The sequence below is a fragment of the Enterobacter cloacae complex sp. IR5402 genome (assembly GCF_049238125.1).
Classification (GTDB): domain Bacteria; phylum Pseudomonadota; class Gammaproteobacteria; order Enterobacterales; family Enterobacteriaceae; genus Enterobacter; species Enterobacter hormaechei_C.
On record NZ_JBMKHO010000003.1, the window covers coordinates 1 to 23,112 of the forward strand.

The window sequence follows — 23,112 nt, forward strand, 5'->3', positions numbered from 1 at the left end:
TAGCGGAGCAGGAAGGACATCTGATGGAAATGGAAGCCACGCAAGCACCTTAAAATCACCATCATACACTAAATCAGTAAGTTGGCAGCATTACCTACTCCCGGATGGTTTGATCGTTTTTGCCAGGAACGTTTTCTTCAGTTTCGTGGCAACCTCCTCAGCGGAATCATCATAAAAGATAATAGAGCTGATGGTGGTCTCTAACGTATCGTTATAGAACCAGTAATGGGCAATCGCCGTCATCTTTTTGTCAGTGACGAGGATAAGGCGCATATTTTTGAATTGTTCGAGCCAGCTATCGTTCAGAAAATAGGTGATATTTTTATGGCTAAAATCAATAATCACGACTGGCTGAGAAATATATTTGTCGCTCACACATTCAAAATAGTGCCGGATACCTTCTACAAGGTAAGAATTGTTATCAGGCCAAATATAGCATTCAAGTCCTGTGCAGGTTTTACGAGCGCACGCTTCAGCGTCACCAAACAGGCATTTTTTCACACAACCATAGCAATGCATCGACGGCGTGTGGCTCACCTGCTGACCATCATTATGAGATAAATAAATAGAGTTATTAGTGTGAAATAACATATTACACCTTATACGCGATGATTAAGCACGATATTAGTTTTGGACGAAGCATCAACCTCGTCGTTTGATGTGAGGCATCATACTGAATACCTGGTATAAGTCTTAATTAAATAGTCTGAACACACCTTTTCAGGCTGCATTTAAGATTTAAGTCTATATTTTTCAAGTGCTTGCATGTTTTCTTAAATGGCCGATTTACGGGTTTTTGGGTTATTGTTCTTCTGTTTTGTTAATGGGTGGTTATTTGTTTTCACTTGGTAATGCTATTGCAATTAACATAATGTTAAACATTGAAGGACTAAACTTTATAAGGTTGGAATAGAATGTTTCGATAAAAAGAAAAGAGGGGGTGGGCGGGAACGTCAGATTCAGTGTGAATGTAAATATTGCTTATTTACCAGGTCGCGCATTAGGTTCTCGTACGACCTGGCTAAAGTAAACGACGATGTCCTTTATTTATTTTCTATGCTAAAACGATCGGCATCCTGCCAGGCCGGAAACTTCTCCCGATACTCCTTTAACGCCGTTAACGAGATCTCAGCGTCAATTCGTGTTGCCTGATGCGGCTCGGCGGTGGCAATAATCTCACCCTGCGGACTGATCACCCGGCTGTCACCGCGATAATGGTGTCCGTTACCATCCGTGCCTACGCGGTTACAGCCAACGACATAAGTCTGATTTTCAATCGCGCGCGCGGTCAGTAAAGCCTGCCAGTGCAGGGAGCGTGGGGCGGGCCAGTTGGCGACGTACAACGCCAGGTCATAATCGTTGCGGTTGCGCGACCACACCGGGAAGCGCAGGTCATAGCAGACCAGCGGCAGAATACGCCAGCCACGCCATTCAAATACCACGCGTTCGCTTCCGGCTTCATAATGTTGATGTTCATCCGCCATGCGGAACAGGTGGCGCTTATCGTAGAAATGCACCTTTCCCTCTGGCTCGACCAGCAGGAAGCGGTTAACCGGCCCGCGTTCGGTCTGGAGGGCGACGCTACCGGCAATCAGCGCGTTTGTCTCCTGCGCTTTGGCGTGCATCCAGGCCACAACCTCGTCCTGCGGCATCGACTGTTTTGCAGCCTCCATCGCAAAACCCGTGGTGAACATCTCCGGCAGGACAATCACATCGCGACCGCTAATCTCTTCGAGCTGGCGATCGAAATGGCGAAGGTTGGCGGGGCCGTCCATCCAAACTAAAGGCTGCTGCAAAACAGAAATCTTCAAACCAGGCACGATACCGACTCCTTAAAAGATCGCTTTTTGACACTGTAGCACGTCATTACGAGAAAATGTGGCATTAAAAAACCCCGCACGGAGCGGGGTTGATGGACGCTGAACGTCTTATGCGGCTTCAGGTTTGCGGTGCTTCTCCGGCAGCTTTACCGGCTGTGTCGCCAGCTCTTCCGGTTCGAAATCATCCACGTTAATACTGCGCAGACGGCTCTCTTCGGCTTTCACCAGAATCGCAGCTTCGCTGTTGTCGATGATGCCACCCGCCAGCGCCTGTTTTGCCAGCTCATCCAGTCGTGTAAACGGCAGATTTTTGCCCAGCTGTTTGCAGATCTTCTGGTGAATCGGGTCGGCGGCCATCACGTCAAGCAGCGCCTCTTCCAGCAAACCTACCGGGTTATGCGGGGTAGGTGCCAGATATTGACCCCGACCAATACGAGAGCGGGTTGCGCTCGGTACCTGGAGGATCTTCGCTACCTTGTGATCCAGCTTGTCGGACGGCGCCAGGTGATGACGACCGGTCGGGAAGATCACGACGCGCAGGGCACCTGCCACGAAGCGGTTCGGGAAGTTCGCCAGCAGATCGTCAATTGCCTGTTCGGCCTGATACATCGCATCCTGCACGCCCCAGTGCACCAGCGGCAGATCCGCTTCCTGACGGCCTTCATCGTCGTAGCGTTTCAGCACCGCAGAGGCCAGGAAGATCTGGCTCAGCACATCACCCAGACGGGCGGAGATGCGCTCGCGACGCTTCAGGCTACCGCCCAGCACCGCCATGGAAACGTCAGACAGCAGAGCCAGGTTGGCGCTCAGACGGTTAAGGTGCTGGTAGTAACGTTTGGTCGCATCACCGGTTGGCGTCGCGCTGGTCAGCCCGCGCGTCAGGCCCAGCCAGAAGCTGCGCACCTTGTTACTGCCGACGTGACCGATATGTTTGAACAGCAGCTTGTCGAAGGCATCCACATCATTATTCTGAGCGGCAGCCATCTCTTCCAGCACGTACGGATGGCAGCGAATGGCGCCCTGACCGAAGATCATCATGCTGCGGGTCAGGATGTTTGCCCCTTCAACAGTGATGGCAATCGGAGCGCCCTGATAGCTGCGTGCCAGGAAGTTGCCTTCACCGAGCATGATCCCTTTACCGCCTGCGATATCCATTGCATCAATAATTGACTGCTGTGCACGGTGGGTACAGTGGTATTTCACAATTGCCGACAGCACGGCGGGTTTTTCGCCCAGCATAATTCCGTAGGTAATCAGCGAGGCTGCGGCGTCCATCACGTAGGCATTGCCCGCAATACGCGCCAGCGGCTCTTCGATACCTTCCATCTTGCCGATGGAGATTTTGAACTGACGGCGAATATGCGCGTAAGCCCCAATCCCCATCGCCACCGATTTCAGACCGCCGGTTGAGTTCGACGGCAGGGTAATGCCGCGGCCCACAGACAGACATTCTACCAGCATACGCCAGCCCTGACCGGCCATTTTCGGGCCACCGATGATGTAATCAATCGGGACAAAGATATCCTGACCGCGGGTAGGACCGTTCTGGAACGGTACGTTCAGCGGGAAGTGACGGCGACCAATCTCAACACCTGGGGTCGAGGTTGGGATCAGCGCACAGGTAATGCCCAGATCTTCTTCACCGCCCAGCAGTTTTTCCGGGTCAGAGAGTTTGAACGCCAGGCCCAGCACCGTGGCGATAGGCGCGAGGGTGATATAACGTTTGTTCCAGGTCAGGCGCATGCCCAGCACCTGCTGGCCCTGCCACTCGCCCATGCAAACCACGCCGGTATCGGGGATCGCGCCGGCATCAGAGCCCGCCTCCGGGCTGGTCAGCGCGAAGCACGGAATTTCCTGGCCACGCGCCAGACGCGGCAGGTAGTGATCTTTCTGCTCTTCTGTACCGTAATGCTGTAACAGCTCGCCCGGGCCTAAGGAGTTTGGCACGCCAACGGTAATCGCCAGGATCCCGGAGACACCCGCCAGTTTTTGCAGCACGCGAGCCTGAGCGTAAGCGGAGAATTCCAGACCGCCATACTCTTTCTTAATGATCATCGCGAAGAAGCGATGCTCTTTCAGGTATGCCCACAGCTCAGGCGGCAGGTCGGCCATTTCGTGAGTGATGGCAAAGTCGTTTGCCATGCGGCACGCTTCTTCTACCGGACCATCAATAAAGGCCTGTTCTTCGGCGGTCAGACGCGGCTGTGGATAGTTGTGAAGCTTTTTCCAGTCCGGGTTGCCCTGGAACAGATCGCCTTCCCACCAGGTCGTACCGGCGTCAATCGCTTCTTTCTCTGTACGCGACATCGGCGGCATCACTTTACGGAATCCCCTGAACACCGGCACAGAGATCATCGACTTACGCATCGGCGTCAGGTTAAACGGCAGTAAAATGATGGCCAGGGGAACAAGAACCCAGATATTCCACAGGCCAGCGACGCCAAGTGCAGCCGTCCAGGCCAGAAGAATCAGGCTACTCAGGAATAAACTGACACGGTGATAGAACAACACACCGAGCAGTACAACGGTTGCGAGAATGCTCAAAATCATCATAAAGAAAAGCTCCCTTGCTTGTAGGAGGTCTGACCACTTGTGATGATATGGTTGTAGTTGATGTCATTTCCTTTAGCAATGTGTTTACAAAATAATTACAACCTGGTTCACATTGTTCGCGTTTTAGCCGGCACAAAAAATCAAAACGCCGGACGATTCGCATGGCTTTAGCTTCTCGCTTTTACTGCTATCCGGTACACTCCACTGTGTTATTTCATCAATACTGAAGGATTATCCTCATGTACCAGGATCTTATTCGTAACGAACTGAACGAAGCGGCGGAAACGCTGGCGAACTTTCTGAAAGATGATGCCAATATTCACGCTATTCAGCGCGCGGCGGTCCTGCTTGCCGACAGCTTCAAAGCCGGCGGTAAAGTGCTCTCCTGCGGTAACGGCGGTTCCCACTGTGACGCCATGCACTTCGCCGAGGAGCTGACCGGACGCTATCGCGAAAACCGTCCGGGCTACCCGGCGATTGCGATTTCCGACGTGAGCCACATCTCCTGTGTAGGCAACGACTTTGGTTACGACCACATCTTTTCCCGCTACGTTGAAGCCGTAGGCCGTGAAGGCGATGTGCTTCTCGGTATCTCCACGTCCGGTAACTCCGCTAACGTGATCAAAGCGATCGCCGCCGCGCGTGAGAAGGGCATGAAAGTGATCACCCTGACCGGGAAAGATGGCGGTAAGATGGACGGTACAGCGGACATTGAAATCCGCGTTCCACACTTCGGTTATGCCGATCGCGTTCAGGAAATTCACATCAAAGTGATCCACATCCTGATCCAATTGATCGAAAAAGAGATGGTTAAGTAAGACTTCGCTGGGGGGCGCCGGTGCCCCCCGCTGTTGTGGAGGTGATCTATGTGCGAACTGCTCGGGATGAGCGCCAATGTGCCAACCGATATCTGCTTTAGTTTTACCGGGCTGGTTCAGCGCGGTGGAGGAACCGGGCCGCATAAAGACGGCTGGGGCATTACCTTCTACGAAGGCAAAGGATGCCGCACGTTTAAAGATCCACAGCCCAGCTTTAACTCACCCATTGCCAGACTGGTGCAGGACTATCCTATTAAATCCTGTTCGGTGATCGCCCATATCCGCCAGGCCAATCGCGGCGAAGTGGCGCTGGAAAATACCCATCCGTTTACCCGTGAACTGTGGGGCCGTAACTGGACCTATGCGCACAACGGGCAGCTCTCGGGCTATAAATCACTGGAAACCGGCAATTTTCGTCCTGTCGGTGAAACGGACAGCGAAAAAGCATTTTGCTGGCTGCTGCACAAGCTGACCGAGCGCTATCCCCGTACGCCCGGCAACATGACCGCCGTTTTTAAGTACATAGCGTCACTGGCGTCTGAGTTACGCGCGAAAGGCGTCTTTAATATGCTGCTGTCTGACGGGCGCTACGTGATGGCGTTCTGCTCGACAAATCTGTTCTGGATCACCCGACGTGCGCCGTTTGGCGTCGCCACGCTGCTCGATCAGGATGTGGAAATTGATTTTCAGAAGGAGACCACACCGAACGATGTGGTCACTGTCATTGCAACGCAGCCACTGACGGGCAACGAAACCTGGCAAAAGATCATGCCAGGCGAGTGGGCGCTATTTTGTCTCGGGGACCGCGTAATTTGACGCCAGCTGCGGCTGAACCACTTCATGGCTGAGCGGTTTACTCACCACGTAACGGCCATTGACGATGGACACCACCGGCGGCTTATGGGTCTGCTCGAAGTAGTCATAGCCCGGTTTTAGCTGTTTCCAGAAATCTGTGTAAACAGAGTACTTATGGCGTGCCATGTTCGCATCCGTCATACGGAACGGATAGATGCTGACCTGAACATTCGGCTGACCGAAGACCAGTGCGCCCGTGACAAACTGGAAGATTTCATCAATGCCGGAATCCGTCATCGCATAACAGCCGACAGACACGCAGGCGCCGTGGATCATCAGGTATTTCCCTTCGTAACCGTGCGCACGGTCGAAGGCATTGGGGAAACCGATGTTAATCGCTTTATAGAAGCGGCTGTCCGGTTTTAGCTGGTTACGCTGAACGTTGTAAAACCCTTCCGGACTTTTGAAGTCACCCTGCCGCTGTTTCGGCCCCAGCCCGCCAGAATAGTTACAGATTTTGTAGCTATCGAGCAGCTGATACGTCTCGCCCATTTTGACAAACAGATCGAGTGTGCGCTCTTCCTTGAAGATTTGAATATAAACCGGGGATCCCATCAACTGCTGTTTATACTCTTTACTGATCGGCGTCGTTGAACTATTACTGCCAAGCAGCCCGGCAAACGACATGCACGGTATCAGAAGCATCGCAATGAACAATGCGATTTTACGCATACTACTGGTTCCTTGATAAAACAATGACCAACTTGCCAGAACGGCAAAAGACACCCGAAATCAGACTAATCTGGACAGGAGCGCTCACATTAGCACCGATGGAGATTTTCGCAAGAGCCAACCTTTGCGTTTACAAATTAGTTTTACTTTATAACCCATTCACATTGTCCTGACTCCAGGAACTTTGCGCAATAGCTCGCATTTCGGCGCGCCAGACGGCGGATTTGCTGCCCCTGGCAGGGCCTAAAATGGTACACTCCGGCCTCTCTGGATTGTTGTTCATGGATACCTGCTAACCACATGTTTAGAATCAGAAAAGGACTCGATCTGCCAATCTCTGGCGTGCCTGAACAGCACGTTACCACCGGCGCCAGTATTCATCATGTCGCCATTGTAGGTGATGATTACGTGGGCATGCGTCCTGCGATGCTGGTACAGGAAGGCGATCGCGTAATAAAAGGCCAGGCACTCTTCGAGGATAAAAAAAATCCTGGCGTTATGTTTACAGCCCCAGCCAGCGGCACCGTTGTTGCCATCCATCGTGGTGAGCGTCGCGTCCTGCAATCGGTTGTTATTCAAATTGAAGGTGATGAGAAACGCGAATTTGCGCGTTTTGACGCCGCCGATCTCGCCACCCTCAGCCACGACGTGGTGCAGACGCAACTGCTGGAGTCGGGACTGTGGACGGCGCTTCGCACGCGGCCCTATAGCAAAACGCCCGTGCCAGGCACTGTGCCGGCCGCTATCTTCGTTACGGCCATCGACACCAACCCGCTCAGCGCAGATCCGCAGCCTCTTATCCTGGCGGAACGAAAAGCTTTCGATGCCGGCCTCACCGTGTTAACACGCCTGACGCCGGGCAAAGTGCATGTCTGCCAGGCCAGCGGCGGTAAGCTGGGCGGTCATCCGCAAGGGCAGGTGGCCTTTAATGAATTTGCCGGCCCGCATCCGGCGGGACTGGTGGGAACGCATATTCATTTCCTGGAGCCGGTAAGCCTGACGAAACAGGTCTGGCATCTTAATTATCAGGACGTGATCGCTATCGGTAAGCTGTTCACCACGGGTGAGCTGTGCGCAGAACGCATTATTGCCGTCGGCGGCCCTCAGGCAACCCAACCGCGTCTGGTTCGCACGCTGCTTGGGGCTGACCTGACGGCGCTGTTGGCTGGCGAAACGAAAGAGGGTGAAAACCGTATTATTTCCGGTTCGGTGCTGAGCGGCAGGCACGCGACAGGCCCGATGGCCTGGCTGGGTCGTTTCCATCTTCAGGTGAGTGTGGTGCTTGAAGGACGCGAGAAAGAGCTGTTCGGCTGGGTACTGCCTGGCGCAGAAAAATACTCGGTAACCCGCACCACGCTCGGCCACTTCCTGCGTCATAAGCTGTTTAACTTCTCCACCAGCACCAACGGCGGTGAGCGCGCCATGGTTCCGATTGGCAACTACGAACGCGTGATGCCGCTGGATATTCTGCCCACCGTGCTGCTGCGGGATCTCCTGGCCGGTGATACCGACGGTGCCCAGGCGCTGGGCTGTCTGGAGCTGGACGAAGAAGATCTGGCGCTGTGTACCTATGTGTGTCCAGGTAAATACGAATATGGACCCGTATTGCGCGAGGTGTTAACCCGCATTGAGCAGGAAGGATAAACATGGGCTTAAAACACCTCTTTGAAAAAATTGAGCCGCACTTTACCCAAGGGAAGCTCAAAAAGTACTACCCGCTGTATGAAGCGACAACGACCATTTTCTACACGCCGGGTCTGGTAACGAAAGGCGCGGCGCACGTTCGCGACGCCATCGATCTCAAGCGAATGATGATTCTGGTCTGGTTTGCGGTCTTCCCGGCCATGTTCTGGGGGATGTATAACGTTGGGTTGCAGTCTATTCCGGCGCTGCACCATATGTATGATGCAGAGCAGCTGGCGCAGGTGATTCAGTCTGACTGGCACTATCGTCTGGCACAGTCGCTGGGGGTGAGCTTTGCGGCAGATGCCGGCTGGATCAGCATGATGACGCTGGGCGCTGTCTTCTTCCTCCCCATCTATATGACTGTCTTTATCGTGGGCGGTTTCTGGGAGGTGCTGTTCGCCATTATTCGCAAACATGAGATCAACGAGGGCTTCTTTGTTACCTCTATTCTGTTTGCGCTGATTGTTCCGCCAACGCTGCCGCTCTGGCAGGCGGCGATGGGGATCAGCTTTGGCGTGGTGATTGCCAAGGAGATCTTCGGCGGGACCGGACGCAACTTCCTCAACCCGGCGCTGGCAGGACGCGCGTTCCTGTTCTTTGCTTATCCGGCGCAAATCTCGGGCGACCTGGTGTGGACGGTAGCAGACGGATTCTCCGGCGCGACGCCACTTTCACAGTGGGCGGCAGGCGGCGGCGAAACGCTGGTCAATAATGCAACCGGACAGCCTGTCACCTGGTTTGATGCGTTTATCGGCAATATCCCAGGCTCCATCGGTGAAGTGTCTACCCTGATGATTTTGATCGGCGGAGCCATCATCCTCTTTGGCCGCGTGGCGTCCTGGCGCATTGTCGCTGGCGTCATGCTCGGGATGGTACTCACCGCCACGCTTTTCAACTTCATTGGTTCAGACACAAACCCGATGTTCTCCATGCCGTGGTACTGGCACCTCGTGCTGGGAGGCTTTGCGTTTGGCATGATGTTCATGGCCACCGATCCCGTCTCGGCTTCGTTTACCGACAGAGGTAAATGGTGTTACGGCGCGCTCATTGGGGTGATGTGTGTACTGATTCGCGTGGTCAACCCGGCTTATCCGGAAGGGATGATGTTGGCCATTCTGTTTGCCAATCTGTTTGCGCCGCTGTTCGACTACCTGGTCGTGCGCGCCAACATTAAACGGAGGAAGGCGCGTGGCTGAGATCAAAAATAACGACAGCATCAGCAAAACGCTGCTGGTGGTGCTGGTACTGTGTCTGGTTTGTTCCATTGTCGTGGCCGGTTCTGCCGTAGGGTTGAAACCGCTACAGCAGGAGCAACGTGCGCTGGATAAACAGCGTAACATCCTGGCCGTTGCCGGGCTGATGCAGGAAGGCATGACGAAGGATGACGTCGCAGCGGTGTTTGCCGAACGTATTACCGCACGGCTGGTGGATTTAAAAACCGGGGAGTTAATGGATAAAGACCCGGCGAAATACAACCAGGCGCTGGCGCTAAAAGATCCGCAAATGAGCACCACGCTTGACGCCTCGCAGGATCCGGCAGGCATTAAGCGCCGCAGCAATGTCGCGGAGATTTACCTTGTCCGTGACGAGCAAAAACGCATTCAGAAAATCGTGTTGCCCATCTATGGCAACGGTTTATGGTCAATGATGTACGCCTTTGTGGCGCTGGATACCGACGGCCGTACGGTTAAAGGCATTACTTATTACGATCAGGGCGAAACGCCGGGGCTGGGGGGCGAAGTTGAGAACCCTAACTGGCGGGCACAGTTTGTTGGTAAAAAAGTGCTCGACGACAACGGCCAGCCTGCGCTGAAGGTGGTAAAAGGGGGCGCGCGTCCCGGCGATGAATTTGCCGTTGATGGCCTTTCCGGCGCCACGCTCACCTCAAACGGTGTGCAGCACAGCTTTGATTTCTGGATGGGTGAACTGGGCTTTGGTCCCTTCCTGAAGAATGTACGTGAAGGAGCGCTGAATAATGGCTGATACGGGTGAACTGAAAGAAGTTAAAAAGGTGCTGATTGGCCCGCTGTTAGCCAATAACCCGATAACGCTTCAGGTGCTGGGGGTGTGCTCGGCGCTGGCGGTCACCACCAAGCTGGAAACGGCGGTGGTCATGACGCTGGCGGTAACGCTGGTGACAGCGTTTTCCAGCATGTTTATCTCAATGATCCGCCACCACATACCCAACAGCGTAAGGATCATCGTGCAGATGGCGATCATCGCCTCGCTGGTGATCGTGGTCGATCAGCTCCTGCGCGCCTTCGCCTATGAAACCTCGAAGCAGCTTTCGGTGTTTGTCGGCCTGATTATCACCAACTGTATCGTGATGGGGCGTGCTGAAGCCTATGCGATGAAAATGCCGCCGCTGGCGAGCTTTATGGACGGTATCGGCAACGGCCTGGGTTACGGCGTAATCCTGTTGACGGTTGGTTTCCTGCGCGAACTTATTGGCAGCGGCAAGCTGTTTGGCATTCCGGTGTTGGATACGGTACAGAACAGCGGCTGGTATCTGCCGAACGGCCTGTTCCTGCTGGCCCCAAGCGCATTTTTCATTATCGGTTTGCTGATCTGGCTGATTCGTACGTTGAAGCCTGAACAGCAGGAAAAGGAGTAACCGACAATGGCTCATTACCTGAGTTTATTTGTGCGCGCGGTGTTTGTTGAAAACATGGCGCTCGCTTTCTTCCTGGGCATGTGTACGTTCCTTGCCGTTTCTAAAAAGGTATCGACGGCATTTGGTCTGGGCGTGGCAGTTACCGTTGTGCTGGGGCTTTCCGTTCCGATTAACAACCTGGTATTCAACTTCGTGCTGCGCGATGGCGCGCTGGTGGAGGGGGTTGATCTTAGCTTCCTGAACTTCATCACCTTTATCGGAGTGATTGCGGCGCTTGTTCAGGTCCTGGAGATGATCCTCGATAAATACTTCCCGTCGCTGTACAACGCGCTGGGGATCTTCCTGCCGCTGATCGCCGTGAACTGCGCCATTTTTGGCGGTGTTTCCTTTATGGTTCAGCGTGATTACAACTTCAGTGAATCGGTTGTGTATGGCTTCGGTTCCGGTATCGGCTGGATGCTGGCGATTGTTACCATGGCGGGGATCCGTGAAAAAATGAAATATGCCAACGTACCTGCGGGGCTTCGTGGCTTAGGGATCACCTTTATCACCACCGGCCTGATGGCGTTGGGCTTTATGTCCTTCTCCGGTGTGCAGCTATAAGGGCTAACAAATGGAAATTATTCTTGGCGTGGTGATGTTCACGCTGATAGTACTGGTGCTGTCAGGGCTGATCCTGGCGGCGCGTGCGAAGCTGGTCAATTCCGGGGATGTGATCATTGATATCAATGACGATCCGCAGAATCAGATCCGTACCCCGGCAGGGGATAAGCTGATTAACACGCTCTCCGGCAACGGGATTTTTGTCTCGTCTGCCTGTGGCGGCGGTGGCTCCTGTGGCCAGTGCCGTGTGACGGTGAAAGAGGGCGGCGGTGATATTCTGCCAACGGAACTGTCGCATATTACGAAGCGTGAAGCGAAAGAGGGATGCCGTCTGGCGTGTCAGGTCGCTGTGCGCCAGAACATGAAGATTGAGCTGCCGGAGGAGATCTTCGGCGTGAAAAAATGGGAGTGCGAAGTTATCTCTAACGATAACAAAGCCACGTTCATTAAAGAGCTCAAGCTGCGTGTCCCTGAAGGGGAGAGCGTCCCGTTCCGTGCGGGTGGGTATATCCAGATTGAATGTCCGGCACACACCGTCGCGTATGCTGACTTCGACGTGCCCGAAGAGTACCGGGCCGACTGGGATAAATTTAACCTCTTCCGCTTTGTTTCCGAGGTAAAAGAGCCCGCGCTCCGCGCCTATTCCATGGCTAACTACCCGGAAGAGAAGGGCATTATTATGCTCAACGTGCGTATCGCCACGCCGCCACCGAATGTGCCTGATGCCCCCCCTGGCGTCATGTCATCCTATATCTGGTCCCTCAAGCCTGGCGACAAAGTGACGATTTCCGGCCCGTTCGGCGAATTCTTTGCCAAAGATACTGACGCGGAGATGGTCTTTATCGGCGGCGGAGCGGGTATGGCGCCGATGCGTTCGCATATCTTTGACCAGCTCAAACGACTTGGCAGCAAGCGCAAGATCAGCTTCTGGTACGGAGCGCGTTCACTGCGCGAAATGTTCTATGACGATGAGTTTGAACAACTGGCACGTGATAACCCTAACTTTACCTTCCATGTGGCGTTATCCGATCCGCAGCCGGAAGATAACTGGACAGGCTATACGGGCTTCATCCACAACGTGCTGTATGAAAATTACCTCAAACAGCACCCGGCACCGGAAGACTGCGAGTTCTATATGTGTGGTCCACCAATGATGAACGCGGCCGTGATTAAGATGCTAAAAGATCTTGGCGTGGAAGATGAGAACATCATGCTCGATGATTTCGGAGGCTGATTATGCTGACCTTTCTGGCGACCTTTGCAGTGTTTGTGCTGGTGATCTTCGGCATGTCCTTAGGCTGGATCATCAAGCGTAAAAGCATTCAGGGCAGTTGCGGAGGCATCTCTTCCATCGGAATGGAAAAAGTGTGCGATTGTCCGGAACCGTGCGATGCGCGGAAAAAGCGGATGGCTCGCGAGCAGCAACGCATTATTTAGTCTTCCTGGTCGGGTAAGGCAACGCCGCCACCCGACAATTCCCATGCACACTTCTCAACCCTCATTTGTTTACTGTATACTTATCCAGTAACGAGTGAGGGCTTACTATGCGCAAAATAATCCATGTCGATATGGACTGCTTTTTTGCCGCAGTGGAGATGCGTGACAACCCGGCGCTGCGGGATATTCCCATTGCCATTGGCGGCAGCCGGGTACAGCGCGGTGTCATCAGCACCGCCAACTATCCTGCTCGCAAATACGGCGTGCGCAGCGCCATGCCGACAGCGATGGCGCTGAAACTGTGCCCGCATCTCACTCTTTTGCCCGGACGTTTTGATGCCTATAAAGAAGCATCGAGCCACATTCGGGAGATCTTTTCCCGCTACACCTCACTTATCGAACCGTTATCGCTGGATGAAGCCTATCTTGATGTCACCCACAGCGTGCACTGCCACGGCTCCGCCACCCTGATGGCGCAGGAGATCCGCCAGACTATTTTTAACGAGCTGAACCTGACGGCATCGGCGGGTGTCGCGCCGGTCAAATTTCTCGCCAAAATCGCCTCCGATTTAAATAAGCCCAACGGCCAGTACGTTATCACTCCGGAAGAGGTTTCGGCGTTTTTAAAGACGCTGCCGCTCAGCAAAATCCCCGGAGTGGGCAAAGTCTCCGCCGCGAAGCTGGAAAGTATGGGGCTACGCACCTGCGAAGACGTTCAGCGCAGCGATCTGGCGCTGCTGCTTAAGCGTTTTGGCAAGTTTGGCCGCGTACTGTGGGAACGCAGTCAGGGCATTGATGACCGGGATGTGAACAACGAACGGCTGCGTAAATCGGTCGGCGTTGAACGCACGCTGAGCGAAGATATCCATGACTGGACCGAATGTGAAACCATTATTACGGAACAACTCTATCCTGAACTTGAACGACGCTTACTGAAGGTCAAACCTGATCTGCTTATTGCCCGGCAGGGCATCAAACTGAAATTTAACGATTTTCAGCAAACGACGCAGGAACACGTCTGGCCACGCCTCAACAAAGAGGATCTTATCGCGACGGCAAAAAAGGCATGGGAAGAACGGCGGGGCGGGCGAGGGGTGAGGCTGGTGGGGCTGCACGTCACCTTGCTGGATCCGCAGCTGGAGCGTCAGCTGGTGTTGGGGCTGTAGATTACGCTAATTATAGGCCCGGTAAGCGTAGCGCCACCGGGCAACAGACGACGAATTACTTCGCAGGGATTGCTTTCAGCAGCTCAGTCAGCAGCGTCCAGTAGTGACCGACGCTTTCAATATGAACCTGTTCATCCGGGGAGTGTGGACCCGTGATGGTCGGCCCAATGGAGACCATGTCCATATCCGGATACGGTTTCTTGAACAGACCACACTCCAGACCCGCGTGAATAACCTGAATGTTCGGGGTGCTGTTGAACAGTCGCTGATAAGTTTCACGCACCAGTGCCATGACCGGAGAACTTGCATCCGGCTGCCAGCCCGGGTAGCTGCCTTTTGCCGACGTTTTCGCGCCCGCCAGGGTACCCAGAGATTCCAGCATGCTCACAACGTACTCTTTACCGCTGTCGATCAGGGAACGGATCAGGCAGATGATCTCTGCGCTGTCGTCACCCATGGTCACCACGCCCACGTTCAGGGAGGTTTCCACCACGCCTTTCGCCACGTCAGAGTTGCGAATAACGCCGTTTGGCGTTGCGTTCAGCAGCTGGACGAACGTGTCACGAGACTGTGCGGTCAGCGCGGCTTTATCCGTCGTAACGGACTCCAGCACCACCGTCAGGTTTTTCTCTTTTGCAGACAGTTCGTTTTTCAGGATCTCCAGATACACGCTGGAGAGTTTTTTCAGCTCGTCCGCTTTCGACGCAGGCACTGCCAAGGTAGCGAAGGCTTCGCGAGGGATCGCGTTACGCAGAGTACCGCCGTTGAAGTCCACCAGACGCAGATCCAGTTCAGCGGCATGGCCCGCCAGGAAACGCGCCAGCAGTTTGTTGGCGTTGCCCAGGCCCAGGTGAATATCACCGCCGGAGTGACCGCCTTTCAGCCCTTTCAGCGTCAGCTTAAAGGTCTCGAATCCAGCAGGGATTGCTTCGCGGGACAGCGGCAGGGTAGAGATGAAATCGATCCCGCCCGCGCAGCCCATGTAGATCTCACCTTCTTCTTCGGAGTCGGTGTTGATCAGAATGTCCGCTTGCAGCCAGTTTGCCTGGAGACCGAACGCGCCATCCATGCCCGCTTCTTCAGTCATGGTCAGCAGCACTTCCAGCGGACCGTGTTCAACGCTGTCGTCAGCCAGCACGGCCAGCGCGGAAGCCATACCAATACCGTTATCTGCGCCCAGGGTCGTGCCGCGCGCCTTCACCCACTCGCCGTCGATGTACGGCTGAATCGGGTCTTTTGTGAAGTCGTGAACGGTGTCGTTGTTTTTCTGCGGAACCATGTCCAGGTGCGCCTGCAATACCACTGGCTTACGGTTTTCCATACCTGCGGTGGCAGGTTTGCGGATAAGAATATTGCCAGCCTGGTCGCGTTCAGCGTGCAGACCTTTTTCCTTTGCCCAGCCCATAATATGTTCGGCAAGCTGTTCTTCGTGATAGGAAGGGTGCGGAATGGAGCAGATTTTGGCAAAAATATCCCACAGCGGCTGTGGAGATAATTGAGACAGTTCAGACACGATAGGTCTCCTTGTCGTTGCGCTGCAAAACAATGTTGCAGGTCACAGGGTTAGCAGGTTAATCGTTACCACAAGTCAGGCTTGCGAGATGCAACTGAGAATACCACTTTCTCCCGTGGCTGGTAGCATTAAGCATGTAAAAACTCAGGCTCATGGCGCGTAACACTGGTTTTTAGTGCGTCAGATCTCTATAATCTCGCGCAACCTGGTTCACCCTCATTTTTTTTAAGCCGTATATAAACAGGCTGGGACACTTCACATGAGCGAAAAATACGTCGTCACCTGGGACATGTTGCAGATTCACGCACGCAAACTGGCTGCGCGTCTGATGCCTTCCGAACAGTGGAAAGGCATTATTGCCGTCAGCCGTGGCGGTCTGGTACCGGGGGCGCTGCTGGCACGTGAGCTGGGTATTCGTCATGTCGATACCGTATGTATCTCCAGCTACGATCACGACAACCAGCGCGAACTGAAAGTGCTGAAACGCGCGGAAGGCGACGGTGAAGGCTTTATCGTTATCGACGATCTGGTGGATACCGGCGGTACTGCGGTGGCTATCCGCGAAATGTATCCAAAAGCGCACTTCGTCACTATCTTCGCGAAACCAGCGGGTCGCCCACTGGTTGATGATTACGTCATTGATATCCCGCAGGATACCTGGATTGAACAGCCATGGGATATGGGCGTGGTCTTCGTACCGCCTATCTCTGGCCGTTAATTTCAGTACGTAACTTTACACGCCCGGTTATGCCGGGCGTTGTTCTTTTTACCCTGCCACGCGTTACAATGGTCTTCATATGACGTATCCATGGAGGCAACGCAATGACGCAGGCGAATCTCACCGAAACTCTCTTCAAACCCCGTTTCAAGCACCCTGAAACGTCGACGCTGGTGCGTCGGTTTAATCCGGGGACAATGCCTGCCGTTCAGTCAGCGTTAGACGGTAAAAACGTGCCCCACTGGTATCGAATGATTAACCGCCTGATGTGGATCTGGCGCGGCATCGATCCGCGTGAAATCCTCGACGTGCAGGCGCGTATCGTGATGAGCGAGTCCGAGCGTACCGACAGCGATCTCTACGATACGGTGGTGGGCTACCGTGGTGGAAACTGGATCTACGAATGGTCAAAGCAGGCCATGCTCTGGCAGCAAAAAGCGAGCCAGGAAGAAGATGCCACTCTCAGCGGCAAGCACTGGCTGCATGCGGCAAACCTTTACAGCATCGCTGCATATCCGCATCTTAAAGGCGACGAACTGGCAGAGCAGGCGCAGGCGCTGGCAAATCGGGCTTATGAAGAGGCTGCGCAGCGGTTGCCTGGCCGGATGCGTGAAATTGAGTTCGCCATTCCCGGCGGCAGCCCGGTGACCGGATTCCTGCATATGCCGGAGGGGGAAGGGCCGTTCCCGACGGTTCTGATGTGCGGTGGACTGGACTCGTTACAAATTGACTATTACAGCCTGTATGAGCGCTACTTTGCCCCAAACGGAATCGCCATGCTCACGCTTGATATGCCTTCCATTGGTTTTTCATCCAAATGGAAACTTACGCAAGACTCCAGCCTGCTGCACCAGCATGCATTAAAAGCGCTGGAGAATATCCCCTGGGTTGATCACACCCGGGTTGGCGCGTTTGGCTTCCGCTTTGGCGCTAACGTCGCGGTACGGCTTGCCTACCTTGAATCTTCACGCCTGAAGGCCGTCGCCTGTCTTGGTCCGGTGGTGCATGCTCTGTTAAGCGATCCTGCGCGTCAGGGTAGCGTTCCTGAGATGTATCTGGACGTACTGGCGAGCCGACTTGGCATGCATGATGCTTCAGACGAAGCGTTGCGCATTGAACTTAATCGTTATTCATTAAAAACGCAGGGCTTACTCGGCCGCCGCTGTCCAACTCCGATGATGTCCGGTTTCTGGAAGAACGATCCGTTTAGCCCGGAAGAGGAGTCACGCTTAATCACGTCGTCATCTTCTGATGGTAAATTGCTGGAGGTGCCCTTCAGCCCGGTGTACCAGAATTTTGACAAAGCGCTGAAAGAGATCACACGCTGGATCACGCAGAGATTGTGTTAATAGTTTGCTAAATTTCGTTGGTTTGGTAAAACAGTGCTTCACAAAAGGAGATCGCAATGACGTTACCGAGTGGACACCCGAAAAGTAGACTGATTAAGAAGTTCATGGCTCTTGGCCCGTATATTCGAGAAGAGCAGTGTGAAGAGAATCGCTTTTTTTTCGACTGCCTGGCTGTTTGCGTCAACGTGAAGCCTGCACCCGAAAAACGTGAGTTCTGGGGCTGGTGGATGGAAATGGAAGCACAGGAAAACCGTTTTACCTATACCTATCAGTTTGGCCTGTTTAATAAAGACGGGCACTGGCAGGCGACGAGCATCAAAGATCAGGAAGTGATCGATCGCCTGGAGCATACGCTAAAAGAATTTCACGGCAGAGCTCGCGACCTGCTGGCAACATTGGATCTGAAGCTGGAGCCTGCGGACGATTTTTCCAGCGAAGCGGTGAAACTGAGAGCCTGATGATGTCCCAGCCCCGGGTGGCGGCTACGCCTTACCCGGTCTGAAAAATGTACTATCCCGTACGCCCGGTAAGCACAGCGTCACCGGGCACAAAAAAACCGGCTCAGCGCCGGTTTTTTTATTACCACAACATCAGAACTGGTAGGTCATGCCCAGCGCAACGATATCATCGCTGCTTACGCCCAGTTTATTATCGTCATCAATCTGATTGATCTTATAATCAACAAACGCAGACATATTTTTGTTGAAATAATATGTCGCACCTACGTCGATGTATTTCACGATATCTTCATCGCCGATACCTTCGATATCTTTGCCTTTAGACTGCACGTAACCCAGAGATGGACGCAGACCAAAGTCAAACTGATATTGCGCGACCACTTCGAAGTTTTGCGCTTTATTTGCAAAGCCACCGGAAATAGGGGCCATATTGCGGGTTTCGGAATAGATAGTGGCCAGATAAATATCATTGGCATCATATTTCAAACCGGTTGCCCAGCCTTCTGCTTTTTTACCTTCGCCGCGTGCCTGAAGGTTTTGCTCGTTGGTGCGGTCGGAGCTGGCATACGCACCAATCACAGAAAAATCGCTGCCGCCGAAGTCATAGCTCAGTGAGGTACCGAAGCCGTCACCGTTTTGCTTCTTCACGTCGCGGTTTTCATTTTTGCCCTGGTATTGCAGGGTCATATTCAGGCCGTCAACCAGGCCAAAGAAATCGGTATTACGGTATGTGGCCAGACCGGAGGCGCGTTTCGTCATGAAGTTATCGGTCTGTGCCAGGCCGTCACCGCCAAACTCCGGGAACATATCGGTGTATGCGGCGACGTCATACAGCGCGCCCAGGTTACGGCCATAATCCAGTGAGCCGAAGTCTTTCAGTTTCAGCCCGGCAAATGCCAGACGTGTTTTTTGAGAAGAGTCGCTTTCAGCTTTGTTACCCGCGAACTCAGCTTCCCAACGTCCGTAGCCCGTCAGCTGATCGTTAATCTGCGTTTCACCCTTAAAGCCGAAACGAACATAAGTCTGGTCACCATCCTTAGCGTCATCATCACTGATGTAGTGCATTGCTTTTACTTTGCCGTACACGTCCAGTTTATTCCCGTTTTTATTATAAACTTCTGCTGCCTGAACAGATGCGGAAGCAACTACGCCCATTACCACTAATGCCAGAGTGCTCTTTTTCATTTTCAATCCTGATTTTATAAAAACGCGCTAATATTCGCTGAGTAATAAGATTCGGCTTATTACCCCGTGAAAAACAGGAAGGGTTTTATCGTTCGTGGGTGAAAGTTTTATGACAAAGTAAGAATATGTCTAAAAAAGTATGTTTTAATTTTTCGGTAATAAAATTGTCAAAATGTGCCGCTACGCTTCCTGATCCCGCGCAACAAAGTGACGGGTCATGCGCTAAGGCAGTTGGCAACGGGGCTGACACCTGTTAAAACGTCTGACTGACATCATTTTCCCTTATTGTTGAACGGCAGAGAATCATGAGTGACAGCCAGACGCTGGTGGTAAAACTCGGTACCAGTGTGTTAACAGGCGGATCGCGCCGCCTGAATCGTGCCCATATCGTTGAGCTTGTACGTCAGTGCGCTCAGTTGCATGCCGCAGGGCATCGTATTGTAATTGTGACATCCGGGGCGATTGCCGCCGGGCGTGAACACCTGGGCTACCCCGAACTCCCCGCGACGATTGCCTCCAAACAGCTGCTGGCCGCCGTGGGACAAAGCCGACTCATACAGCTCTGGGAACAACTGTTCTCCATCTACGGCATTCACGTCGGGCAGATGCTGCTGACGCGTGCGGATATGGAAGACAGAGAACGTTTCCTGAATGCCCGCGATACGCTGCGTGCGCTGCTGGATAACCATATCGTTCCGGTCATTAACGAAAACGACGCTGTTGCCACCGCTGAAATCAAAGTGGGCGACAACGATAACCTCTCTGCGCTGGCGGCGATCCTGGCAGGGGCCGATAAGCTGCTGCTTCTGACCGATCAGCAGGGGCTGTTTACCGCTGATCCGCGCTCTAATCCACAGGCTGAACTGATCAAAGACGTTCACGGCATTGACGATGCGCTGCGCGCCATCGCGGGTGACAGCGTTTCTGGTCTGGGGACCGGCGGTATGGGCACCAAGCTCCAGGCCGCGGACGTGGCGTGCCGGGCCGGCATCGACACCATCATCGCCGCGGGCAGCCGTCCGGGCGTGATAGGTGATGTGATGGAAGGCATCTCTGTAGGCACTCGCTTCCACGCCCAGGCGTCCCCGCTGGAAAACCGCAAACGCTGGATCTTTGGCGCGCCCCCGGCTGGCGAACTGACCGTGGATGAAGGCGCGACCGCCGCTATTCTGGAAAGAGGAAGCTCGTTACTTCCAAAAGGAATTAAAAGCGTGACAGGCAACTTCTCGCGTGGTGAAGTGATCCGAATCCGTAACCTTGAAGGTCGCGACATCGCTCATGGCGTAAGTCGTTATAACAGCGACGCGCTGCGTCGGATTGCTGGTCACCATTCCCAGCAGATCGACGCCATCCTGGGCTATGAATATGGCCCGGTTGCCGTGCATCGTGACGACATGATTATTCGTTAAGGAGCCAGAACATGCTGGAACAAATGGGCGCAGCCGCGAAAGCCGCCTCGTATAAACTGGCGCTCCTTTCCAGCCGCGAGAAAAACCGCGTGCTGGAAAAAATCGCTGATTATCTGGAATCTCAGTCGCAGGAAATTTTGCTCGCCAACGAGCAGGATCTGCTGGAAGCGCGTCGCAACGGCTTGAGCGAAGCGATGCTCGACCGTCTGGCGCTGACCACGGCGCGTCTGAAAGGTATTGCCGACGACGTCCGTCAGGTGTGCAACCTCGCCGACCCGGTAGGGCAGGTGATTGACGGTGGGGTGCTCGACAGCGGGTTACGCCTTGAACGTCGTCGCGTGCCGCTTGGCGTCATTGGGGTGATTTACGAAGCGCGTCCAAACGTGACGGTGGATGTCGCCTCCCTGTGCCTGAAGACCGGTAACGCCGCGATCCTGCGTGGCGGGAAAGAGACCTGGCGCACCAACGCCGCGACGGTAAACGTCATCCAGCAGGCGCTGGAGGAGTGTGGTTTACCGGCGGGTGCCGTGCAGGCGATTGAAAGCCCCGACCGTGCTCTGGTTAACGAGATGCTGCGCATGGACAAATACATCGACATGCTCATCCCACGCGGCGGTGCGGGCCTGCACAAGCTGTGCCGCGAGCAATCTACCATTCCGGTGATCACCGGTGGTATTGGCGTATGCCATATCGTGGTGGATGACACCGCGGAGGTAGAACCTGCGCTGAAGATTATCGTCAACGCTAAAACCCAGCGTCCAAGCACCTGTAATACGGTAGAAACGCTGCTGGTGCATCAGGGCATCGCCAGTACCTTCCTGCCAGCGCTGAGCAAGCAGATGGCGGAAAGTGGCGTCACGCTGCATGCGGACGAGAGCGCTTTCGCCCTGCTGAAAGACGGTCCGGCGAAGGTCGTTCCGGTTAATGCGGAGCAGTACGACGATGAGTATTTGTCGCTGGATCTGAACGTGAAGGTAGTTGCGGATCTCGATGACGCTATTGCGCACATTCGTGAACACGGAACCCAGCATTCTGACGCGATCCTGACGCGCACCCTGCGCAATGCCGATCGGTTTGTGAATGAAGTGGATTCGTCTGCGGTTTACGTCAATGCCTCGACGCGCTTTACCGATGGCGGCCAGTTTGGTCTGGGCGCGGAGGTGGCGGTGAGCACACAGAAGCTGCACGCCCGCGGTCCGATGGGGCTGGAAGCGCTGACCACCTACAAGTGGATCGGCTTTGGTGATGATACCATTCGTGCGTAAATAATCGCGGGTGATGCAAAAATAGCCGTTTGATTCAAAAGGGCATTGACGCATCACCCGGTTAGATCTACTCTTTTGCCCCGTGGTTACGCTCGTAACCGGCCTTGCAGGGCCGATATAGCTCAGTTGGTAGAGCAGCGCATTCGTAATGCGAAGGTCGTAGGTTCGACTCCTATTATCGGCACCATCTAAGAAAATCAATCACTTATCGTCAAAAACCTAAAGGATTGTATCTTTCATTATCATCCTTGATAACACTTGGTAAACGCCTTTCCGTTGTATCGGCTCAAGGATTGTACAACGTACTGGCGGGTAGTTACCAGGCTCAAGCCCGAACAGCATTAGAAATTTTGCCATCCCTTGAAGCTGAAAGAGTTGCCGGACTCTCTAAACACATCACTTGAACCATTAGCGATACGTTCCGCGCTTCGTGCGGCGCTCAATGATGCTACACCTTGTGAAAGGTCACAGAGAATAAACAGGCGTAATGTTGGGAAGACTAACCGGATCGGGAAAGAATCCGGCTCTGCCACGGTTTCGATCACCGGAGTATAACGATCACCTGATAAGAGAACGTGCTAAGGCTTTATCCTCCCTGCGAAGGGATTACACCCTGCGGTAGCGCTATGCGCCGCCTTTTCTTATGTGCCCAACACGGCACGTAATGATCATCTATTATCTGCACCATTGTAACTTTCGTTGTACTGTCTCTCTGCTGTACGTTGAACGCTGGCAGATTCAGCGGAGGGGATACCATGTCAAAAGCCACGAATACAGCAGCCACTAAGCGCAACAACCGTAAGATTCACGCCCGTAAATTCCTGGCAACACCAGAGGGGAAAGCCTGGCTTGCTAAGAAGCAGGAAGAGCGAGAGGAAATCAAGTTGGCGCGAGCGGCTAACAACATGTTTTAAACTACCGAACACGCCGCTAATTGGCTTCTATTGTCCAAAATCTGTTAGTTGCGCATTTCCTGCTCTCTGGATACCCT

The 23,112-nt window shown here is 53.8% G+C and carries 22 protein-coding genes and 1 tRNA gene; 17 read left to right on the forward strand and 6 right to left on the reverse strand.

The genetic code is table 11. The annotated features are described in order from the left end of the window. Window positions 1–90: 90 nt before the first annotated feature. From ACOTXL_RS06280 to fadE, 3 genes are all read right to left on the reverse strand, one after another. Window positions 91–591: a hypothetical protein gene (locus ACOTXL_RS06280; RefSeq protein ID WP_233093421.1), complete on the reverse strand. Its 501-nt coding sequence runs from the start codon at window positions 589–591 to the stop codon at window positions 91–93. Between the two features lie 452 nt (window positions 592–1,043). Next, window positions 1,044–1,820, reverse strand: a complete 777-nt coding sequence (locus tag ACOTXL_RS06285) for an amidohydrolase (protein WP_045351175.1) — start codon at window positions 1,818–1,820, stop codon at window positions 1,044–1,046. Window positions 1,821–1,928: 108 nt separating this feature from the next. Beyond that, entirely contained in the window at window positions 1,929–4,373 is a 2,445-nt protein-coding gene (gene fadE / locus ACOTXL_RS06290) for an acyl-CoA dehydrogenase FadE (RefSeq protein WP_023315472.1), read from the reverse strand. A gap of 239 nt (window positions 4,374–4,612) precedes the next feature. On the opposite strand from fadE, the gene lpcA reads away from it, so the two are divergent. Both lpcA and ACOTXL_RS06300 read left to right on the forward strand, forming a co-directional pair. Beyond that, complete coding sequence (lpcA, locus tag ACOTXL_RS06295; RefSeq protein ID WP_003863232.1) at window positions 4,613–5,191, forward strand: D-sedoheptulose 7-phosphate isomerase; 579 nt, start codon at window positions 4,613–4,615, stop codon at window positions 5,189–5,191. A gap of 48 nt (window positions 5,192–5,239) precedes the next feature. After that, a complete protein-coding gene (locus ACOTXL_RS06300) occupies window positions 5,240–6,007 on the forward strand; it encodes a class II glutamine amidotransferase (RefSeq protein WP_003863229.1) in 768 nt (255 codons plus the stop codon). Here the strand turns inward: ACOTXL_RS06300 and dpaA are convergent. Beyond that, the gene (gene dpaA, locus ACOTXL_RS06305; RefSeq protein WP_023315473.1) at window positions 5,978–6,718 is read right to left on the reverse strand and encodes a peptidoglycan meso-diaminopimelic acid protein amidase; all 741 of its coding nucleotides are present in this window, start codon (window positions 6,716–6,718) and stop codon (window positions 5,978–5,980) included. The two genes, ACOTXL_RS06300 and dpaA, sit on opposite strands and share 30 nt — an antisense overlap. A gap of 300 nt (window positions 6,719–7,018) precedes the next feature. Between dpaA and ACOTXL_RS06310 the strand changes: the two genes are divergently transcribed. From ACOTXL_RS06310 to dinB, 8 genes are all read left to right on the forward strand, one after another. Then, complete coding sequence (locus ACOTXL_RS06310; RefSeq protein WP_045351176.1) at window positions 7,019–8,362, forward strand: Na(+)-translocating NADH-quinone reductase subunit A; 1,344 nt, start codon at window positions 7,019–7,021, stop codon at window positions 8,360–8,362. A gap of 2 nt (window positions 8,363–8,364) precedes the next feature. Next, window positions 8,365–9,600: an NADH:ubiquinone reductase (Na(+)-transporting) subunit B gene (locus tag ACOTXL_RS06315; protein WP_045351177.1), complete on the forward strand. Its 1,236-nt coding sequence runs from the start codon at window positions 8,365–8,367 to the stop codon at window positions 9,598–9,600. Next, window positions 9,593–10,387: a Na(+)-translocating NADH-quinone reductase subunit C gene (locus ACOTXL_RS06320; protein ID WP_003863221.1), complete on the forward strand. Its 795-nt coding sequence runs from the start codon at window positions 9,593–9,595 to the stop codon at window positions 10,385–10,387. Before ACOTXL_RS06315 ends, ACOTXL_RS06320 begins: the two co-directional genes overlap by 8 nt. Continuing rightward, on the forward strand, window positions 10,380–11,018 hold the full coding sequence (locus ACOTXL_RS06325) for an NADH:ubiquinone reductase (Na(+)-transporting) subunit D (protein ID WP_045351178.1): 639 nt from the start codon (window positions 10,380–10,382) through the stop codon (window positions 11,016–11,018). The genes ACOTXL_RS06320 and ACOTXL_RS06325 overlap by 8 nt, the downstream gene beginning before the upstream one ends. A 6-nt stretch (window positions 11,019–11,024) precedes the next feature. Further along, on the forward strand, window positions 11,025–11,621 hold the full coding sequence (gene nqrE / locus ACOTXL_RS06330; protein ID WP_045337366.1) for an NADH:ubiquinone reductase (Na(+)-transporting) subunit E: 597 nt from the start codon (window positions 11,025–11,027) through the stop codon (window positions 11,619–11,621). A 10-nt stretch (window positions 11,622–11,631) separates the two neighbouring features. Continuing rightward, the gene (gene nqrF / locus ACOTXL_RS06335; RefSeq protein WP_003863214.1) at window positions 11,632–12,855 is read left to right on the forward strand and encodes an NADH:ubiquinone reductase (Na(+)-transporting) subunit F; all 1,224 of its coding nucleotides are present in this window, start codon (window positions 11,632–11,634) and stop codon (window positions 12,853–12,855) included. 2 nt (window positions 12,856–12,857) lie between these two features. Continuing rightward, the gene (nqrM, locus tag ACOTXL_RS06340) at window positions 12,858–13,058 is read left to right on the forward strand and encodes a (Na+)-NQR maturation NqrM (protein WP_003863212.1); all 201 of its coding nucleotides are present in this window, start codon (window positions 12,858–12,860) and stop codon (window positions 13,056–13,058) included. 107 nt (window positions 13,059–13,165) lie between these two features. Then, window positions 13,166–14,224, forward strand: coding sequence for a DNA polymerase IV (gene dinB, locus ACOTXL_RS06345; protein WP_003863209.1), 1,059 nt, complete (start codon window positions 13,166–13,168; stop codon window positions 14,222–14,224). Between the two features lie 55 nt (window positions 14,225–14,279). Here the strand turns inward: dinB and pepD are convergent, their stop codons facing one another. Beyond that, window positions 14,280–15,737: a cytosol nonspecific dipeptidase gene (gene pepD, locus ACOTXL_RS06350; RefSeq protein ID WP_023315478.1), complete on the reverse strand. Its 1,458-nt coding sequence runs from the start codon at window positions 15,735–15,737 to the stop codon at window positions 14,280–14,282. 259 nt (window positions 15,738–15,996) lie between these two features. Here pepD and gpt point away from each other — a divergent pair, with 259 nt between their 5' ends. From gpt to crl, 3 genes are all read left to right on the forward strand, one after another. Next, the gene (gene gpt, locus ACOTXL_RS06355; RefSeq protein ID WP_003863205.1) at window positions 15,997–16,455 is read left to right on the forward strand and encodes a xanthine phosphoribosyltransferase; all 459 of its coding nucleotides are present in this window, start codon (window positions 15,997–15,999) and stop codon (window positions 16,453–16,455) included. Window positions 16,456–16,559: 104 nt separating this feature from the next. Further along, window positions 16,560–17,804, forward strand: a complete 1,245-nt coding sequence (gene frsA, locus ACOTXL_RS06360) for an esterase FrsA (protein ID WP_023295967.1) — start codon at window positions 16,560–16,562, stop codon at window positions 17,802–17,804. 56 nt (window positions 17,805–17,860) lie between these two features. Beyond that, on the forward strand, window positions 17,861–18,262 hold the full coding sequence (gene crl, locus ACOTXL_RS06365; protein WP_003863201.1) for a sigma factor-binding protein Crl: 402 nt from the start codon (window positions 17,861–17,863) through the stop codon (window positions 18,260–18,262). Window positions 18,263–18,394: 132 nt separating this feature from the next. Here the strand turns inward: crl and phoE are convergent, their stop codons facing one another. Beyond that, entirely contained in the window at window positions 18,395–19,447 is a 1,053-nt protein-coding gene (phoE, locus tag ACOTXL_RS06370; RefSeq protein WP_003863199.1) for a phosphoporin PhoE, read from the reverse strand. A gap of 305 nt (window positions 19,448–19,752) precedes the next feature. Between phoE and proB the strand changes: the two genes are divergently transcribed. The 4 genes from proB (at window position 19,753) to ACOTXL_RS06390 (ending at window position 23,035) form a co-directional block, all read left to right on the forward strand. Then, a complete protein-coding gene (proB, locus tag ACOTXL_RS06375; RefSeq protein ID WP_015571369.1) occupies window positions 19,753–20,856 on the forward strand; it encodes a glutamate 5-kinase in 1,104 nt (367 codons plus the stop codon). Between the two features lie 11 nt (window positions 20,857–20,867). Next, the gene (gene proA, locus ACOTXL_RS06380) at window positions 20,868–22,121 is read left to right on the forward strand and encodes a glutamate-5-semialdehyde dehydrogenase (protein WP_045351179.1); all 1,254 of its coding nucleotides are present in this window, start codon (window positions 20,868–20,870) and stop codon (window positions 22,119–22,121) included. Between the two features lie 111 nt (window positions 22,122–22,232). Next, window positions 22,233–22,308, forward strand: a tRNA-Thr gene (locus tag ACOTXL_RS06385). Window positions 22,309–22,876: 568 nt separating this feature from the next. Next, window positions 22,877–23,035, forward strand: a complete 159-nt coding sequence (locus ACOTXL_RS06390) for a hypothetical protein (protein WP_023315491.1) — start codon at window positions 22,877–22,879, stop codon at window positions 23,033–23,035. The last annotated feature ends 77 nt before the right edge of the window (window positions 23,036–23,112 follow it).

Coding starts and splice junctions, on each gene's coding strand:
- ACOTXL_RS06280 (WP_233093421.1), bottom strand. CDS start 591: ATGTTATTTCACACTAATAACTCTATTTATTTATCTCATAATGATGGT.
- fadE (WP_023315472.1), bottom strand. CDS start 4,373: ATGATGATTTTGAGCATTCTCGCAACCGTTGTACTGCTCGGTGTGTTG.
- lpcA (WP_003863232.1), top strand. CDS start 4,613: ATGTACCAGGATCTTATTCGTAACGAACTGAACGAAGCGGCGGAAACG.
- ACOTXL_RS06300 (WP_003863229.1), top strand. CDS start 5,240: ATGTGCGAACTGCTCGGGATGAGCGCCAATGTGCCAACCGATATCTGC.
- dpaA (WP_023315473.1), bottom strand. CDS start 6,718: ATGCGTAAAATCGCATTGTTCATTGCGATGCTTCTGATACCGTGCATG.
- ACOTXL_RS06310 (WP_045351176.1), top strand. CDS start 7,019: ATGTTTAGAATCAGAAAAGGACTCGATCTGCCAATCTCTGGCGTGCCT.
- ACOTXL_RS06315 (WP_045351177.1), top strand. CDS start 8,365: ATGGGCTTAAAACACCTCTTTGAAAAAATTGAGCCGCACTTTACCCAA.
- ACOTXL_RS06325 (WP_045351178.1), top strand. CDS start 10,380: ATGGCTGATACGGGTGAACTGAAAGAAGTTAAAAAGGTGCTGATTGGC.
- nqrE (WP_045337366.1), top strand. CDS start 11,025: ATGGCTCATTACCTGAGTTTATTTGTGCGCGCGGTGTTTGTTGAAAAC.
- nqrF (WP_003863214.1), top strand. CDS start 11,632: ATGGAAATTATTCTTGGCGTGGTGATGTTCACGCTGATAGTACTGGTG.
- nqrM (WP_003863212.1), top strand. CDS start 12,858: ATGCTGACCTTTCTGGCGACCTTTGCAGTGTTTGTGCTGGTGATCTTC.
- dinB (WP_003863209.1), top strand. CDS start 13,166: ATGCGCAAAATAATCCATGTCGATATGGACTGCTTTTTTGCCGCAGTG.
- gpt (WP_003863205.1), top strand. CDS start 15,997: ATGAGCGAAAAATACGTCGTCACCTGGGACATGTTGCAGATTCACGCA.
- frsA (WP_023295967.1), top strand. CDS start 16,560: ATGACGCAGGCGAATCTCACCGAAACTCTCTTCAAACCCCGTTTCAAG.
- crl (WP_003863201.1), top strand. CDS start 17,861: ATGACGTTACCGAGTGGACACCCGAAAAGTAGACTGATTAAGAAGTTC.
- phoE (WP_003863199.1), bottom strand. CDS start 19,447: ATGAAAAAGAGCACTCTGGCATTAGTGGTAATGGGCGTAGTTGCTTCC.
- proB (WP_015571369.1), top strand. CDS start 19,753: ATGAGTGACAGCCAGACGCTGGTGGTAAAACTCGGTACCAGTGTGTTA.
- proA (WP_045351179.1), top strand. CDS start 20,868: ATGCTGGAACAAATGGGCGCAGCCGCGAAAGCCGCCTCGTATAAACTG.
- ACOTXL_RS06390 (WP_023315491.1), top strand. CDS start 22,877: ATGTCAAAAGCCACGAATACAGCAGCCACTAAGCGCAACAACCGTAAG.